Annotated in this window: 13 protein-coding genes; 6 read left to right on the forward strand and 7 right to left on the reverse strand. The window is 48.4% G+C overall.

Features of this window, described 5'->3' with window-relative positions; all coding sequences use genetic code 11:
• Nucleotides 1-93 precede the first annotated feature (93 nt).
• The 3 genes from ttrA to ttrB are packed head-to-tail and all read right to left on the reverse strand — an operon-like array spanning nucleotide 94 to nucleotide 4906.
• Nucleotides 94-3156, reverse strand: coding sequence for a tetrathionate reductase subunit TtrA (ttrA, locus tag F4V61_RS01330; RefSeq protein ID WP_000002340.1), 3063 nt, complete (start codon nucleotides 3154-3156; stop codon nucleotides 94-96).
• Nucleotides 3149-4171: a tetrathionate reductase subunit TtrC gene (gene ttrC, locus F4V61_RS01335; protein ID WP_000149340.1), complete on the reverse strand. Its 1023-nt coding sequence runs from the start codon at nucleotides 4169-4171 to the stop codon at nucleotides 3149-3151. Before ttrC ends, ttrA begins: the two co-directional genes overlap by 8 nt.
• Nucleotides 4172-4906 (reverse strand): tetrathionate reductase subunit TtrB, encoded by a 735-nt coding sequence (gene ttrB, locus F4V61_RS01340; protein ID WP_345941255.1) that lies wholly within the window; start codon nucleotides 4904-4906, stop codon nucleotides 4172-4174.
• 181 nt (nucleotides 4907-5087) lie between these two features.
• On the opposite strand from ttrB, the gene ttrS reads away from it, so the two are divergent.
• The 3 genes from ttrS (at nucleotide 5088) to fumD (ending at nucleotide 7772) form a co-directional block, all read left to right on the forward strand.
• Nucleotides 5088-6866, forward strand: a complete 1779-nt coding sequence (gene ttrS / locus F4V61_RS01345; protein ID WP_077946357.1) for a tetrathionate respiration histidine kinase TtrS — start codon at nucleotides 5088-5090, stop codon at nucleotides 6864-6866.
• Nucleotides 6841-7461, forward strand: a complete 621-nt coding sequence (gene ttrR, locus F4V61_RS01350) for a tetrathionate respiration response regulator TtrR (protein WP_079781653.1) — start codon at nucleotides 6841-6843, stop codon at nucleotides 7459-7461. The genes ttrS and ttrR overlap by 26 nt, the downstream gene beginning before the upstream one ends.
• Nucleotides 7462-7559: 98 nt before the next feature.
• Complete coding sequence (gene fumD, locus F4V61_RS01355; protein ID WP_024131912.1) at nucleotides 7560-7772, forward strand: fumarate hydratase FumD; 213 nt, start codon at nucleotides 7560-7562, stop codon at nucleotides 7770-7772.
• A gap of 226 nt (nucleotides 7773-7998) precedes the next feature.
• Here fumD and F4V61_RS01360 read toward each other — a convergent pair whose 3' ends face one another.
• The 4 genes from F4V61_RS01360 to F4V61_RS01375 all read right to left on the reverse strand — a co-directional run bounded on the left by F4V61_RS01360 (nucleotide 7999) and on the right by F4V61_RS01375 (nucleotide 13458).
• Nucleotides 7999-8958, reverse strand: coding sequence for a YbgA family protein (locus F4V61_RS01360; RefSeq protein ID WP_000792038.1), 960 nt, complete (start codon nucleotides 8956-8958; stop codon nucleotides 7999-8001).
• A 171-nt stretch (nucleotides 8959-9129) separates the two neighbouring features.
• On the reverse strand, nucleotides 9130-9858 hold the full coding sequence (locus F4V61_RS01365; RefSeq protein ID WP_000331735.1) for a MerR family transcriptional regulator: 729 nt from the start codon (nucleotides 9856-9858) through the stop codon (nucleotides 9130-9132).
• A gap of 168 nt (nucleotides 9859-10026) precedes the next feature.
• Nucleotides 10027-10665, reverse strand: coding sequence for a two component system response regulator (locus tag F4V61_RS01370; RefSeq protein WP_000666339.1), 639 nt, complete (start codon nucleotides 10663-10665; stop codon nucleotides 10027-10029).
• A 30-nt stretch (nucleotides 10666-10695) separates the two neighbouring features.
• Nucleotides 10696-13458, reverse strand: coding sequence for a two component system sensor kinase (locus F4V61_RS01375; RefSeq protein WP_080161023.1), 2763 nt, complete (start codon nucleotides 13456-13458; stop codon nucleotides 10696-10698).
• Nucleotides 13459-13858: 400 nt separating this feature from the next.
• On the opposite strand from F4V61_RS01375, the gene spiC reads away from it, so the two are divergent.
• From spiC to sctD, 3 genes are read left to right on the forward strand one after another with little or no spacing between them, the layout of a single operon-like run.
• The gene (spiC, locus tag F4V61_RS01380) at nucleotides 13859-14260 is read left to right on the forward strand and encodes an SPI-2 type III secretion system protein SpiC (protein WP_012210205.1); all 402 of its coding nucleotides are present in this window, start codon (nucleotides 13859-13861) and stop codon (nucleotides 14258-14260) included.
• A gap of 1 nt (nucleotide 14261) precedes the next feature.
• On the forward strand, nucleotides 14262-15755 hold the full coding sequence (spiA, locus tag F4V61_RS01385) for an SPI-2 type III secretion system protein SpiA (protein WP_038396084.1): 1494 nt from the start codon (nucleotides 14262-14264) through the stop codon (nucleotides 15753-15755).
• Complete coding sequence (gene sctD / locus F4V61_RS01390; protein WP_080161022.1) at nucleotides 15736-16947, forward strand: type III secretion system inner membrane ring subunit SctD; 1212 nt, start codon at nucleotides 15736-15738, stop codon at nucleotides 16945-16947. The genes spiA and sctD overlap by 20 nt, the downstream gene beginning before the upstream one ends.
• The last annotated feature ends 5 nt before the right edge of the window (nucleotides 16948-16952 follow it).

The following is a 16952-nucleotide window of genomic DNA, read 5'->3' on the forward strand; positions in this document are numbered from 1 at the left end:
AAACCTGAAATGACAATGATGAAGCCGTACGGCGTTCGCTTACCAGTCGCTATCCTCGACGAAATAAGACTATGACGCTTTCCGGCCCCGGGGTTATATACGCTCGATTTTTGCCGGCAGCCCCTGACGTACCGCCGCGCCGGAAACCCAGTCGAGCCAGGTATTGGTGACGGTTCTTGTCGGATCGGCAAAACCCAGATCGTTAAGGTTTATACCTGACTGGATTTGCGGATCATACGGCATAGGCGCGCCGTCCAGAGAGTGCTGCGTTGCGCCCATCTCGCGATGGCCATATCCATGTTCGATGGCGATGACGCCGGGCATCACGCCATTTAACAAACTGATTTGCGTCACGACCTGACCGCCAGGTGTAATGATCCGTACCCGATCGCCATGTTGCAGTCCATAACGCTCGCCGTCTTGCGGATTCAGCGCCACCAGGTTTGCTGGCTTCACATGGTGTAAGCGCGGGATGACTGCTGTCGAGCTGGACATAGTATTCGATTTAAATGAAATCAGTTTCAGCGGCCACTGTCCAACGGGAAACTGGTCATCAATTGCCCGGCCATCTGACAAACGCGCTGGATACCAGACCGGGCAACCGCTGAAGCGCTCGCCGGTGATGGCGTGACGGTGGGCGGCGACATCCGCATTCCAGACTTGTAAAGGTTTTTCCCAGGCGTTACCCAACCGTTGATCCGTATAGCCGCTGCCCTCTGGCGCAAACCGGCCGCCGCGAGAGTAGATAAACGCCACGCGGCTGACTTCATCAGGTTTAAGCGTGTGCTGAATCGCTGGCAGAATGCGGGTAACGCCGGTAAGCGTAATATCTTCCTGATTTGCCGGCGCAACCGGCGTCTTGCCCATGAAGGCGATATTAGCGGCTACGCGCAGATAAAAATCTTCCGCCCGGTTTAGTGGAAAAGCGTTGCCCTGCGGATCGGTTATTGCCCGGTCGCCGAATCCGGGCAGCCGCAGCCGTTTTGCTACCGCAATACAAAATGCCTCCATTGAAACAGGCTGTCCGTCCGCTGTTCGGCTGGTAGCAGGGGCGACAACCGGCCAGCGTGCGGTTGTGGTTTTACTGGCTACGCCGCCCCAGGGAGCCGTAAAGCCCCAGCTCTCGAAATTATGCGTATCCGGCACAATGTAGTCCGCCAGCGCCGTCGTTTCATTCATAAAGGCGTCAATCGCGATAAAGAGCGGCAGTCGACGAGGATCTTTGAGCTTTTCTTCCGCGACGGCGCGTAGACCGGGAATACCGTAAAACGGGTTGCTCATGTTGGAAATCCAGGCTTTAAGCGGATAAGGATAGCCTTCAAGCGCGGAGGTCAACAGTTCGGTAAGCTGGCCTGCCACAAAGGGATACCACGGCGCTTTAGCTGGATAAGGAGATTGCCCGGCAGCAATCTTGTCGCGGTACTCTTCCGATGTTTCATACGCGGTTTTGCTGCGGGCAATACTTAACCCGGACGGTTTCATTTTCCCGGCAAAACTGTTCATGTTGTAGCGGGGGCCGTCGCTTACGCCGTTGAATTTGCCGCCGCCGACAAAGACGCCGCCGGACAGGCTAAGGTTACCGATCAGCGTGTTAAGCATCATGACCGACCAGGCGTTATAGAACCCATTACCGGCCATCATGCCGCCGTGACTGATAACTGCGGCTTTACGTCCGTGAGCAGTAAAGGTTTCCGCCAGCGCGATAATTTGTGCTTCCGGGACGCCGCACTGTTCGCTGTATTGCGTCAGCGAGAGCTTTTCTGCCGCCTCTTTCAGGCGTTGCAAACCGCTCTTCACCGTGACCCGTTGGCCGTCGGCGAGCGTAACGACCTGTGTCACGAAAAGCCGCGCCTGTCGGCAGGTGGACGCGGCGACCAGTTCGCCGTCGGTGTTAAGCACGACGGGGGTCTCTTCGCCGCCGGGTGTGAGATGACGCAGCGTTAGGTGTTGTCCGGCAAGCGTCGGAAGTTCATCCGCAATTACCAGGTGCGTGGCGTTGGTCCAACTTTGTTCCCCGGCCTGCTGCATCGCCTGTACGCCGGGAATTGCCAGGTAATCAGCATGATAACGTTGATTATCCATGATCCAGCGGATCATCCCCATCGCCAGCGCCGAATCGCTGCCGGGCAGGACAGGTTGCCAGCGGCCGCGAGGATCGGCCAGCACTGTTGATAACGGCAGCGCAGGGGCGACCACGACGTACTGAAAATTCTCACGCAGCCGGGCGCTCGCCAACTGGCGCGCCTGGCGTTTAAACGGATTGCCGGACTGTGCCGGGGAGGTGCCCATAAATAGCGCAAATTCCACGTTTTCCCAGTCGGGTTTGACATGCGGGTTTTTATCCAGATCGCCCATCAGCGCCCCGGAGCCGGCCCGGTAAGCCAGTCCACAGTAGGCGCCATGCGCGCCGAAATTTTTGCTGCCGAAGCTATTTAGCGCAAAACGACGCAGAAACGCATCGCGGCCTTCGTCGCTGGTATTCGTGACCAATAACTGATTGGTTTTTGGCCCGAAACTGGGGTGCTTTGCGTCGATTGGCGTATCCGGCGCATGAATAGCGCGCAGTCCGTCCACATGACCTTCGCCAAACAGATCGCCGCCTTCCACAACTTCTTCAATAAGCTGCTCAAAGCTGATGCGCTGCCATTTCCCTTCGCCGCGTTTACCCACGCGTTTCATTGGTTCAAGCAGTCGCAGCGGGCTGTACAGACTTTCCAGCAGCGTGGCGCCGCGCGCGCAGGCGGTTGAGCGGGCGTCAAGACCGCTTTCTCCCGCCAGTTGTTCCATGGCTTTGCTAAAAGGGACGGACGGATCAATCGGGTGTTCCTGCGACAAGGGGTGATAGGGATTGCCGGCTATGCGTATCACTTTGCCATCTGCATTAACCCGGGCGCGGATACCGCACTGTGTCCAACAGCCGAAGCATTGCGTCATGGCGATGGTTTGTTGTGGGTTTTGCTGCCAGTGCGTTTGCGCCTGCGCCTCCGGAATTAACGCATTGCCAAAGATGCGGTCGCGCGTTACCTTGCCGGACGTCCCGTTTAACAGGCCATCAATTGCGCGTTTCGCCACATCACGGTAGCTCAAACCAAAAGTGACCATCCCACCGACGGCGAGACCGACTTTTAGCCACTGACGACGGGTTAAATTAGCCATGTTGTAATCTCCTGGTGAGTCCGTTGAGCGTTTCACGAATAATAATCAGTAGCGCGATCCACAGGCCGAAGGTGCCGAGAATAGCCAGCCAGCCATCCGTTCCGCCTGGTAACGAGTAAGGATTAAATTGCGCGTTGAACTTTGGTACGGTTTGTACCTGAATCAATAAGGTCCAGCGCATCAGCCAACATAACGCCAGCGCGCTCAGAACCAGCAGGACACGTCTTAGCTGCGATAAGGGATGACGTAGCGTCAGGCTACAGAACAACAGCGTTAATACCCACAGCGCTATCCAGCCGGCAGCGTAATATTTGGCTGACAGGGCGACGGTAATCCACCGACGGATTGCCGTCCCGGAAAGGGTATCGCCGCTAACCCACATGGCCACGACCAGACCCAGCGCCGCCAGCGTCCAGATTTGTCCCCACAGTATTTTTGGCAGTCGCGCAGAGTCGCGTCGGGCGGCGACAATCATCAGCGCGAAGCATGCCTGTAAGGCGCTAAGAAACATCGCCACGGGGAAGGCATAGCTAAACCAGATCGGACGCGCCATCACAACGGAGACTTCGCGGCCGGTATAAATCAGCAGACCCAACGCGCAAAGCGCGCTGGCCAGCGCCAACCACTTAGTGACGTTGTAACTTTTATTTAGCATTCTTTTCATCTGCTGGGCGAGGAACCACAGAACGAGAAATCCGGTAAACATTGGCAGGAATAACGCTCCCCACGGCATCCACGACCAGGGCGTCGGCCAGGCGTAAAAATGCCAGACGCGCGCGGTCTGATGCAGATCCGCCGTCAGCGCCAGCGGTGCGGTAATCGCACAAGTAACGGCAATCAGTAACGCCTGATTTTCTTCTGTCGCGGCGTCTTTTTTTCGCCAGTGAAGATAACAGGCAAACAACGCGGCGCAGGCGGCAATGCCAATAAAAAAGAAATATTGTACCGCCCACGGTAGCCAGCTAATGTCCTGCGGGTGAGCCAGCACTTCTTCAATGATGAGTAAATGCGTCATTCAGACCTCCTGCCAAAGCGCGGGCTGCGCACGGCCCATTAAGGGGGTGACAAAGGCGTCGTCCAGACCCAAGTAGAAAACATGGGGCGACGTGCCGTTTTCTGGCTTTAATACCTTGATAGCGTCGCGATGTTGATGAAGCATGGTGGCGATGCGGCTATGAGGATCTTTGATATCGCCAATAATACGCGCGCCGCCGACGCAGGACTCTACGCAGGCGGGTAGCAGCCCGGCTTCCAGACGATGGACGCAAAACGTGCATTTATCGGCGGTTTGCGTTTCATGATTGATAAATCGGGCGTCGTAAGGACACGCCTGTACACAGTAGGCACAGCCGACGCAGCGTTTGTTATCCACCACCACAATGCCGTCTTCCCGCTGAAAGGTGGCTTGTACCGGACAGACCGGCACACAGGGAGGGTTATCGCAATGGTTGCACAGACGCGGTAATAGCACATTCGTGACCTCCCGGCTGCCTTCAGGCTGGACCTGGTATTGGTTCACCGTCGTGCGAAACGCGCCCTGCGGCGTTTGGTTTTCAATAGTGCAGCTTACGGTGCAGGACTGACAGCCGATACAACGTCGCAGGTCGATAAGCATGGCGTAGCGGTGGCGGAAAGAGCCTTCATGCCGCTCCGGCGAAAAAGGAAATTTTGCTTCAGCCAGCGGAACCAGTGAGGCGCCAACGGTCAGGATGCCAAGTTGCTGGAGAAGTTGCCGTTTACTGCTGTCCATATTGACTCCCGTCCACATTGCCAACAATGAAACATTTGTCACGATGTTGGTTTATGTGTAATGAATAAAGAATGTCGATGATTTACAGTGTAAAAATCGAGACGGGGAGCGCTCTATTGTGGTTAACCACATACCCGGCTTGTTGTTGATCTAAAACAACATAATTGACAGGGATATTGGGGTGAGAGGAAAAACCGTAAGGTGCCTGGCAATATTGGCGGCAGTAGGGCTAATTTGTCATAGCGTGTGGGCAGGGTCATGGAATATCGGTATCCTGGCCATGCGCGGCGAAGCGTCTACGCGACGCCACTGGCAGCCGTTGGAAATGACGTTAAATCAACAAATCCCCGGCGAAACCTTTCACATCCAGCCGCTGGATTTGCATCAAATTCAGGAGGCCGTCAACCGGAGAACCGTGCAGTTTGTGATAACCAACCCGGCGCAATTTGTCAGACTTAACAGTCATGCGCCGCTGCGCTGGTTGGCTTCCCTACGCTCTACGCGCGATGGGAAAGCGGTTGGCAATGTCATTGGCAGCGTGATCCTTACCCGGCGCGATAGCGGGATTACCACGGCGCACGATCTGATCGGTAAGACGGTCGGCGCGATTGATGCTCAGGCGTTTGGCGGCTATTTATTAGGCTATAAAGCGCTCAGCGACGCGGGCTTACGCCCGGAGCGCGATTTCCATTTCCGTTTTACCGGATTTCCTGGCGATGCCTTAGTCTATATGCTGCGCGAAAAAGCGGTGCAGGCGGCAATTGTGCCGGTGTGCTTATTAGAAAATATGGATCAGGAAGGGTTGATTGATGAGAAGGACTTTATCGCGCTGCTTTCCCGACCGACGACCCTGCCTTGTTTAACCAGTACGCAGCTATATCCTGACTGGTCGTTCGCGGCGCTACCCGCGGTAAGCGATGCGCTGGCGGATCGCGTCACGCGAGCGCTATTTAACGCGCCTGCCGCCGCGCCATTTCACTGGGGGGCGCCTGCGTCAACCAGTCAGGTGGAAGCGTTGCTGCGTGATGTTCGTCAGCACCCTCAGCAGCGTCGACTGTGGCTGGACGTTAAAAGTTGGTTGATTCAACATCAGTTGATGGTCGGCGGTGTGACGCTGGCGTTCCTGTTGCTCACGCTCAATTACATTTGGGTCATGCTGCTGGTGCGTCGACGCGGAAAACAACTGGAACGTAATAGCGTGGTACTCCATCAGCATGAGCGTGCACTGGAGACCGCCCGGCAAATGAGCGTGTTGGGGGAAATGACCTCCGGGTTTGCTCATGAACTTAATCAACCGCTTTCCGCGATTCGACATTACGCCCAGGGATGCCTGATTCGACTGCGCGTTGAAGATGAACGGCATCCCTTGCTGTCGGCGCTGGATCATATTGACCAGCAGGCGCAACGTGGCGCGGACACTTTGCGTAACCTGCGTCACTGGGTTAGTCAGGCACAGGGCAACCCTGTGCTGACCGAAGAGTGGAAGGCGATAGCCATTAGGGAGGCGATTGATCACGTCTGGCAATTGTTGCGTATGGCGCATCAATTTCCGTCAGTGGATCTGCATACCGAGGTTAGCGCCGCGCTACGCGTTACGTTGCCGCCGGTACTGTTGGAGCAGGTACTGGCTAATGTCATTCTTAATGCGGCTCAGGCGGGCGCCACCCATTTATGGATCATTGCTGAACGGATTGAAAACGGCGTCAGCATTGTTTTACAGGATAACGCCGGGGGAATCGATAACGCGCTATTACGTCAGGCGTTTCAGCCATTTATGACCACTCGCAAAGAGGGTATGGGCTTAGGGCTGGCGATTTGCCAGCGACTGGTTCGGTATGGCCGTGGCGATATCAGCATCAGGAATCAGACCGCGCCGGACGGCCAGGCGGGAACGGTGGTCACGATACATTTCTTACAGGAAAATGGGGGCAAGGATGGCGATAATACATCTATTGGATGATGATACGGCGGTCACTAACGCGTGCGCGTTTTTACTGGAAAGCTTGGGATATGACGTAAAATGCTGGACGCAGGGGGCGGATTTCTTGGCGCAGGCCGGTCTGTATCAGACCGGTGTAGTATTACTGGATATGCGAATGCCGGTACTGGATGGACAAGATGTTCATGATGCGTTGCGCCAGTGCGGAGGTACCCTGGCGGTTATCTTTCTTACCGGACATGGCGATGTACCGATGGCCGTGGAGCAGATGAAACGCGGCGCTGTCGACTTTCTGCAAAAACCGGTAGCGGTCAAACCGCTACAGGCGGCGCTGGAACGTGCGCTGAGGGTTTCATCGCTAGCGGTGGCGCGCCGTGAAATTATGCTTTGTTACCAGCAGTTGACGCCGAAAGAGCGTGAGCTGGCCAGTCTGGTGGCAAAAGGATTTATGAACCGCGAAATTGCCGAAGCGATGAATATCGCGCTGCGTACCGTAGAGGTGCACCGGGCCAGAGTAATGGAAAAAATGCAGGCCGGTAGCCTGGCGGAACTGATTAGGCGCTTCGAAAAACTGACTGCGCCAGAGACCAAAATTAGCACAAATTATGATTCGTGAATAATAAACTACGCTATTGCTTTGATTTGGATCAAATTTTGTTTAAGGGCGGAGACTGTTATATTCTGTTGGTTTGCGCTGGCGGACGAGAAAAACGTATGGGAAAACCGACAAAAGATGACGAACTGTACCGCGAGATGTGCAGAGTGGTGGGCAAAGTTGTACTGGAAATGCGCGATCTGGGACAGGAGCCGAAGCATATTGTTATTGCAGGGGTGTTAAGAACCGCGCTGGCGAATCAACGTATCCAACGTAGCGCGTTAGAAAAAAAAGCTATGGAAACCGTGATTAACGCCCTGGTGGGGTCATAGTCGGTATCATGGTGGATAAGCGGCCTGTTGGCGATAACGTATGTTGAAATGTGCGCGCAATCTGTATCATGCGCGATGAGGCGGTTGGTCTGGAGAATGCGCTTCGCTTTCAGGGGGGATTTCTCTTTGCCTTCATTACAACAGGCGCGAAGCCGTATCTAAACGGAACGGCTTACAGACAGTTAGTGTGGCGTTATCAATAACGAAGCAGCGATCCGCAGGATTATCAGGTGATGGTTAAACGCAGTCCTAACGTATCAGGGTACGGCTCAAAATAATTCTGCGTGCGCAGATAGTCATCCGGATGTTCCGCCAGGTAGTGTTTCAGTAGCGTTAACGGCGCCAGGATCGGCAGCCGGCCTGCCCGATAGCCGAGAATCACTTCGCGTAATTCCGCGCGTTGTCTGCTGTTCAGCGCGCGGTGAAAATACCCCTGGATATGCATTAGCACATTAGTGTGATTTTTACGTGAAGCGGGATGGCGCAGGATAGCCATCAGTTTTTCCCGATAGTGAACAAAGAATGCCTCCAGATCGTCCCACTCATGCAGACGCGCGACGAAAGGGCCAATTTCGCGGTAGCCTGCCTGGTGGTGCGCGAGAAGCTGAAGTTTGTATCGGCTATGAAACGCGAGCAAACTGTGACGATTCAAGCCCTGCGCGCGTAGCGCATTTAATTCATTTAGTGCGAAGACGCGTTCGATAAAATTCTCGCGTAATACCGGATCGTGCAGGCGACCATCTTCTTCCACCGGTAGCCAGGGATATTTGGCCATCATCGCAGCGGTAAACAGTCCCGTGCCCGCTTTGCGGCCCCGATTTCCCTTTTCATCATACAGGCGAACACGCTCCATTCCGCAACTGGGCGATTTTGCACACACAATAAATCCCGCCAGTTCGCCCATCGTTGGCAGAAACCGATCGGCAAAAGCATTCATTTTATCGGTGATATCATCGTACGGAGCATGACTATAGCGCATCCGAATGTCGCCGGAGGTCGTCTGGATAAGGCGCAGCGCAGGGCGAGGAACGGGCAGGCCGATTGCAACCTCCGGGCAGATCGTTTTGTAGGTCACCCACGGCGCCAGAGAGTTCATTACGAAATCCATACGCTTATGTCCGCCATCGAAGCGTACCGCGGCGCCAGTCAGACATTCGCTAATGCCGATTACGGGTTTATTTTTCATGATTTCCCCTTATTGAAGCACGACGACTGACGCCGAATGGCGCAAAACGTTATCTTGCGTAGATTTAAAACTTACACAACTTTGTTTGTTTGTCTAAGTTTTCGAGAGAATTTTTTTGACGTATTGGAATATTAGTAAGATAAAATGAGGGAAGGACGTACATTTAAGGGCTTATAGCGTGATAAGCTCAAGCGAGGCAATAACGTTGTGCCATTGGGCGAGCTGTTTTTTCTGCCCGGCAGTGAGCTTTCCGGTGGTCACCAGGAACCATTTTCTCTGGGAGAACAGTTCGGGCGCCAGTACAGTTGGTGGAGAGGGAAGAATATCGATCCGCAGTCCCTGTCCGGTACGCGTCAACGCTTCCAGCCAGATTTCGCAGTGATCTGAGAGGTTCCAGCCGCTAATAAACGCACTGTAGCCGGGCGCTTTTCTGTCGCCTTCAAGGCAAAAAGTGGTGTAAGAAATAATAATGCCATCCAGTACTTCGCGCAGCGTCATCACGGCGGGAAGATGAGCTGACACTTTGCTGCGCAACGGACGCAATAGGTGGGTCACCAGCTCCGCTCGGGGATATTCTCGGCCGCAGTCATAAATCAACTGCCGTAGCGCGTCGATTCGCCCTTCGTGGAGATGTTGAAGCATTGTCTCCTGGATCGTTATCCAGTTATCGCCCAAGCGAATGACCGGACGCGACAATAAGGGTTTGACCTGGCTTATCGGCACGCCTTTTCTCATCCATTCGAGGATGCTAAGCGCTTGTTGTACATCCTCATCACTGTACAAGCGATGTCCGCCGTCAGTACGCTGTGGTTTCAACAAACCATAGCGTCGCTGCCATGCTCTTAGCGTGGTGGCATTGATACCGCATAGTCTGGCAAATTCGCCGATAGAATACGCCATGGTGAAGCCCGTTAAATATGAGAATTTTACTATATCATAACTAACCAAAGATTAAGGTAGTTATAAATTGTGTGGCATCTGTATGGCTTTTGTCGGTGATGAGCAATATTGAATGGCGTAAAGCTCATCAAAGTATGACAAAATGCTCAATACCATAGGATGCCTTGGTTAATACTCTATTAACCTCATTCTTCGGGCGCAGTTAAGTAACTCTGTCACTTTATGAACTTGTAGCTTTCTCATCATATTCATCCGATGCGTTTCGACGGTTTTTATACTGATATGTAATTTTTCACTGATCCCGTGATTGGTATACCCTTCGTCAATAAGTTTCAGAACCTGACGCTCGCGTAAAGTGAGTAGTTGATGATTGGGGGCGTCAGCATTTAATTCAGCCATAATGGCTTCCCGATTCAACGTCGGATCAATATAACGCTTGTTTACTGCTACCGTTTGTAATGCCGCTAACAGAACCTGCTGACTACTACTTTTTAAAACATAACCATTGGCACCTGCGGCCAAAGTTTTAATGGTCATATGCTCTTGTTGGTATGCAGTGTAAACCAGAATATTCATTGCTGGCCAACGCTGGTGTAATTGAGGAATTATATCCAGGCCATTGATACCCGGTAAGATAAGATCAAGTATAAGTATGTCAGGCTCGTGTGCACAACAGGCATTATAAACCTCAAGACCATTTTTAACATGTTCTACAATTTTAAAATGAGGCCAAGGTAATAAGGCATTCATAATGCCGTTAACGATGATTTCATGATCGTCGACTAATAAGATTTTATATTCTTTCATTTTGCTGCTCCCGCGAAAATTAAGATAACATTAAGTAATGGTGTAGTTGTTAAAAATTATACGTACTTTCTGGCGTAGGTTGGTTAGTTCCTCCATGGTGATGATTTTCCCCATATTTACTCGATACTCAATATCTGCTACATAGCACGCCAATTCAGTCTGCCCTGCTTGACCTAAACAGCCTTTTAATGTGTGAAGTAACTGATCGACTTTTTTTCCAGTAGACACAGCACTTTCAATATCCGATAACAAGAGGTCCAGTGATTGGAAAATCTTGCTATTAATGTCTATATCATCTGTTGCCAGTAACGCTGAACAGCGGCTTGGATCTTGCTCCTGCAGTTCGATATTTCGTAAAAGCTGGTATTCTGCAGCGATACTGATATAGCGAGCCAGGGTAGCTAATGTCACAGGTTTTGTAATGTAATGATGTATCCCATGTTTTTTACAACGATTAATATCTTCTGAAGCAACGCTAGCTGATAGCGCCACAATCATGCAGTCAGGATCTAAATTAGCCGGGTTATCATGCCATAATTGTACACATTCAATGCCATCTATTTCTGGCATTCTAATATCCATTAGTACTAAATCAAATCGCTGTTGTTGCGATAAAGTCAGGGCCTCGTTACTACTGGCTGCAATGGTGACATTTTGGCCCAGACTGACAAGCATTCTGCCGATGATGTCCCGATTAATATCGGCATCATCAACCAGAAGAATCTGTAATTGCCAGGGTTGTACCAATTTATTTATGTCTGGAGTATTCGGAGTACATAATATTAATTGTTGTGCCAGGTTATAGAGTTTTCCGGGGAAATACAGAAGTTCTGCGTTGAAAAGCGCATTTTGCTGGTGGGATAGTTCACCGCGTATCCCCCAGCAGGCAAGTTGACGATGCAAGCAGATAGGGGCGGACAGTGTACCATTAATAGGTTGAGGCGGCTGGTATTCTTGTAAAGGTAATACTAGCGATATACAGGTTCCAACCCCGGGGATACTATCTATTTTTAATTCACCGCCCATCATTTTAGCCAGGCTTGAAGCAATAGTGAGTCCAATACCCGTACCTTGCGAATTTGTGTCCGCTTGATAAAAAGCAGTAAATATTTTAGGCTGCTGTTGTATTTCAATCCCTTTACCGCTGTCGCTAACTAGAAATATTAATTGTTCCGCATGACGTTTAACCGTCAGACGGATCCCTCCGGTTTCGGTAAATTTTACCGCATTTCCGAGTAAATTAACCAAAATTTGACGTAAACGGATAGCGTCGGTGTGGAAATAAAGGGGAACATGTTGACCGACAAAAGTACGTAATGACAACTTTTTGCTTTGCGCTGGTCCCTGGATGGTTTGCATGGTCTGGTCCAGTAACGGAAGTAACGCCGTTTCTTCCATATGCAATGTGAAATGACCAGATTCGATGCGTGAAAAATCCAGCAGATTATTAATAAGAGTTAGTAAAGACAATGTACAATACCTGGCTGTATCTGCTAATCCTTGCTGTTTTATATTTAAAGGAGTAGTTTGTAATAATTCAATCGCACCGAGTACGCCATTCATCGGGGTACGTAACTCATGACTTATTACCGTAAGATGAATGCTTTTACGTTTGTTAGCTTGCTCGGCTCGCTTTTTTGCCTCATTTAGCGCGTGGGTACGTTCTGCAACTTTACTTTCCAGATTGTCGTATTGTACTTGTAGGGTGTTAAGCAGTTGGTTAAAAGCGTAGGCAATACTACCTAATTCATCTTGTCGTTCTTCTGGCAAACGTGTGCTCAGCGGTTCAGTTGCGGTTTTATTAATGGCATCGACAAAATGCCATAACGGTTTGGCCAGTAAGCTATGGAGTAACCAACAAAAAGTTGACGTTATCAACACCAACGCTGTTAACGTAAAGGGGATTTGTTGAATGATAGTTTTTAAGATGCGACTAGATAGATTACCGTATGGGTACAAAATAACCTGACTCCAACCGGGGCCATGCAGGGTCGTGCGTAATATCAGAAAACCTGGAATTTGTTGCCATCCATCATGCAACGTTACATTTTCTAACCGTGTACGTATTTTTTGAGATGCGTATGAAAACGGTAATAAGTGATTGTTCTGATCTAGCCACACATGAATACTATCATCTAATTGTGGATGGTTATTGGTAATGAGATCATGTAGGTCAACAGTCACTCCAAAAAATACGCCATGCTGATCGGTAACTGCAACAGAAACATTCCATCCTTTGCCGTTTATGTATTCTGGTTTGCTCCAGTAAAACCCTGCATGGTTCGGGTATAAAGGTAAACGTCTTAGTGTCATAAGCTGTAGAGTAGAATACCCTGAGGGGGCATTAGCCGGTAATAATGAAATCTCATTTTTATGGTTAAGGATAAAATGATCGCGATGATTATTTTCTTCATCGATATCATAGGGCTGTGGAAAAATACGAGGCTTATCTCGGTTTAGCGTTGGCGTGCAATTTGGGGGACCTACAGGCAGATGCCGACTAACCCCAGGAAAAGTATTGTTATGGCGAATAACAGTCGCAAATGAACATTGATACATTAACTTTTGGGCGTCACGCTCAGCTTCTTCAAAACGTTGATTGTTTAGTACAATATTCATCTCGGAGATAGTGGATAAGTCCTCCATTATATGCTTCCTGTTCTGAGCCATTGATATATAAGCTGCTGCAAACACGGATAGCAGCCAAATAATTATCGTTGTTAATAAAAATAAAAAAGTTAGCCTGGTTACTAAAGAAGTTTGCAGCGTATTCTTCAGGTTCAGTAAATTCATAATACCTTCCTTCAGTTTCCAGTTGCAAAATATTTGGTGCTTGATCACTATAGCAGTACATATAGTTTCAATAGAAGATTAATGGAGTGTGTTATCATTAGGAAGATAAATTTCTTCATATATAACTCACCTGATGACTACAATTACTTATTAATAAGGTGGCGATGTAAAAGCATCGTAACAGTTAATTTAATAAATTACTTTTCTAATTGTAATGTATTGTTTCAATGATAAAAATACAATTGTAAATATATCGGAAAATCCGAGTGATAGGATCGTGCCTGACAAGATGTATGTAGACAACATTCTAATATTGTATAAGAAGAGTATAGTTAAAATAAATATGAATCAGGCTTTTTACGGATGTGGTTGTGACCGAATTTGATAGAAACTCATTTTTATGTATGAGGAGGGATTCATGCTGGCAGTTTTAAAAGGTATTCCATTGATCCAGGATATCAAGGCGGAAGGTAATAGCCGATTCTGGATAATGACTATTGATGGACATCCTGCCAGAGGAGAGATTTTCTCAGACGCGTTTTCTATTTCTTTGTTCTTAAATAACCTGGAAAGTTTACCTACACCTTGTCTTGTCTATGTGACATTACTGCTTGCAGCACACCCGGACATCCATGATTATGCTATACAGCTCACAGCGGATGCAGGATGGTTAAACGGTTATTATACTACAAGTAATAGCGCTGAGCTTATTGCTATTGAGATAGAAAAACACTTGTCTTTAACTTGTATTTTAAAAAATGTAATACGTAATCGTCATAAACTTTATTCGGGTGGGCTATAAAATGATAGCAAATAGATGCTTATTATTAATTTTACTGTTTATGCTCAATACAGCAAAAAGTTATGAGTTGTCATGGAAAGGTAATGACTTTACCCTCTACGCCAGACAGATGCCATTAACAGAGGTTTTACACCTTCTCTCAGAGAACTATGATACAGCTATTACTATTAGTCCATCTATAACAGCCACATTTAGCGGGAAAATATCTCCAGGACCACCCGTAGATATTCTGAATAACTTGGCTGCACAATATGATTTACTTACTTGGTTTGATGGTAATATGCTATATGTATATCCCGCATCATTATTAAAACATCAGGTCATCAATTTCAATATTTTATCTACTGGGCGGTTTATTCATTATTTACGTAGCCAGAATATTCTTTCATCACCGGGATGCGAGGTTAAAGAAATTACCGGTACTAGCGCGGTGGAGGTGAGCGGTGTTCCAAGTTGTCTGACTCGTATTAGTCAATTAGCCTCAGTACTGGATAATGCATTAATCAAACAGAAAGATAGCGCGGTTAGTGTGAGTATATACACACTTAAGTATGCTACTGCCATGGATACTCAATACCAATATCGAGATCAAGCCGTTGTGGTTCCTGGGGTTGTGAGTGTATTGCGTGAGATGAGTAAATCTAGCGTACCGGCGTCATCTACGAATAATGGTTCACCCGCAACACAGGAATTACCTATGTTTGCTGCCGATCCACGACAAAATGCGGTTATCGTTCGTGATTATTCGGTCAATATGGCAGGTTATCGGAAACTGATCACAGAATTGGATCAGCGTCAGCAAATGATCGAGATTTCTGTGAAAATTATTGATGTTAATGCTGGAGATATTAACCAGTTAGGGATCGACTGGGGGACGGCAGTGTCGCTGGGCGGAAAGAAGATTGCTTTCAATTCGGGTCCGAATGAAGGCGATACTAACGGTTTTTCAACAGTAATCAGTGATACTTCAAACTTTATGGTGCGTTTAAATGCGCTGGAGAAAAGCTCTCAGGCTTATGTACTTTCTCAACCATCTGTCGTTACTTTAAATAATATCCAGGCTGTACTGGATAAAAATATTACTTTCTATACCAAATTGCAGGGAGAAAAAGTTGCTAAACTTGAATCCATTACTACAGGGTCTTTGCTGCGTGTTACACCTCGGTTATTAAATGATAATGGGACGCAAAAAATAATGCTGAATCTCAATATTCAGGATGGTCAACAAAGTGATACGCAAAGCGAAACAAATCCACTGCCCGAAGTGCAAAACTCTGAAATTGCTTCGCAAGCTACATTATTGGCCGGACAAAGTTTATTGCTGGGAGGGTTTAAACAAGGTAAGCAAATTCGCTCGCAAAATAAAATTCCTTTATTAGGCGATATTCCTGTTTTAGGTCATTTGTTTCGCAACGATACGACTCAAGTACATAGTGTAATCAGGCTTTTTTTGATTAAAGCTTCAGTAGTAAATAATGGCATATCTCATGGCTAATCTGAAGAGTTCATGGAAAATACGTTTTTTGGGTCACCTTTTACAGGGCCGAGAAGTATGGTTGAATGAGGGGAATTTATCACTGGGGGAGAAGGGGTGTGATATTTGTATTCCGCTTACTATAAATGGAAAAATTGTTCTGAGAGAACAGGAAGAGAGTTTGTTTGTTGATGCCGGGAAAGCCAGAGTTAAAGTTAATGGACGCAGATTTAATCAAAATAAACCGCTACCGTCCAGCGGGGTTTTGCAGGTTGCGGGAGTTGCTCTGGCGTTTGGTAAAGAAGATTGTGATCTTGCCAGTTACCAAATACCGGTTTCCAGTTTAGGGTATTGGTGGTTGGCTGGCATATTCTTGATTTTCATTGGTGGAATCGGTGTCTTGTTAAGTATTGATGGTCAGCCTGAAACGGTGAATGACTTACCTTTACGGGTTAAGTCCTTATTAGATAAAAGTAACATTCATTATGTCCGGACACAATGGAAAAAAGATGGAAGCTTGCAGTTGTCCGGCTATTGTTCGTCAAGTGAACAGATGCAAAAGGTGAGAGCGACTCTCGAATCTTGGGGGGTCATGTACCGGGATGGCGTAATCTGCGATGACTTATTAATACGAGAAGTGCAGGATATTTTGATACAAATGGGTTACCCCCATGCTGAAGTATCCAGTGAAGGGCCTGGTAGCGTATTAATTCATGATAATATACAGATGGATCAGAAATGGCGTAAAGTCCAACCGTTACTTGCAGATGTTCCCGGTTTATTACACTGGAGGATAAGTAATTCTCATCAATCTCAGGGGAATGACATTATTTCTGCGATAATAGAGAATGGATTAGTGGGCCTTGTTAATGTTACGCCAATGCGATGCTCTTTTGTTATTAGTGGTGTACTAGATGAATCTCACCAACGTATTTTGCAAGAAACGCTAGCAGCATTAAAGAAAAAGTACCCCGCGCTTTCTATAATCTATCAGGATATTGCGCCTTCCCATGATGCAGGAAGGTATCTACCTGCGCCAGTGGCTGGATTTGTGCAGAGCCGCCATGGTGATTATTTATTACTGACCGACAAGGAGCGTTTACGTGTAGGAGCGCTATTACCCGATGGGGGAGAAATTGTCCATCTGAGTGCTGATGTGGTAACAATTAAACATTCTGATACTTTGATTAACTATCCATTAGATTTTAAGTGAGTGAA

The organism is Salmonella enterica subsp. arizonae (genome assembly GCF_008692845.1).
Taxonomy (GTDB): Bacteria; Pseudomonadota; Gammaproteobacteria; order Enterobacterales; family Enterobacteriaceae; genus Salmonella; species Salmonella arizonae.

Coding starts and splice junctions, on each gene's coding strand:
- ttrA (WP_000002340.1), bottom strand. CDS start 3,156: ATGGCTAATTTAACCCGTCGTCAGTGGCTAAAAGTCGGTCTCGCCGTC.
- ttrC (WP_000149340.1), bottom strand. CDS start 4,171: ATGACGCATTTACTCATCATTGAAGAAGTGCTGGCTCACCCGCAGGAC.
- ttrB (WP_345941255.1), bottom strand. CDS start 4,906: ATGGACAGCAGTAAACGGCAACTTCTCCAGCAACTTGGCATCCTGACC.
- ttrR (WP_079781653.1), top strand. CDS start 6,841: ATGGCGATAATACATCTATTGGATGATGATACGGCGGTCACTAACGCG.
- fumD (WP_024131912.1), top strand. CDS start 7,560: ATGGGAAAACCGACAAAAGATGACGAACTGTACCGCGAGATGTGCAGA.
- F4V61_RS01360 (WP_000792038.1), bottom strand. CDS start 8,958: ATGAAAAATAAACCCGTAATCGGCATTAGCGAATGTCTGACTGGCGCC.
- F4V61_RS01365 (WP_000331735.1), bottom strand. CDS start 9,858: ATGGCGTATTCTATCGGCGAATTTGCCAGACTATGCGGTATCAATGCC.
- F4V61_RS01370 (WP_000666339.1), bottom strand. CDS start 10,665: ATGAAAGAATATAAAATCTTATTAGTCGACGATCATGAAATCATCGTT.
- F4V61_RS01375 (WP_080161023.1), bottom strand. CDS start 13,458: ATGAATTTACTGAACCTGAAGAATACGCTGCAAACTTCTTTAGTAACC.
- spiC (WP_012210205.1), top strand. CDS start 13,859: ATGTATGAGGAGGGATTCATGCTGGCAGTTTTAAAAGGTATTCCATTG.
- spiA (WP_038396084.1), top strand. CDS start 14,262: ATGATAGCAAATAGATGCTTATTATTAATTTTACTGTTTATGCTCAAT.
- sctD (WP_080161022.1), top strand. CDS start 15,736: ATGGCATATCTCATGGCTAATCTGAAGAGTTCATGGAAAATACGTTTT.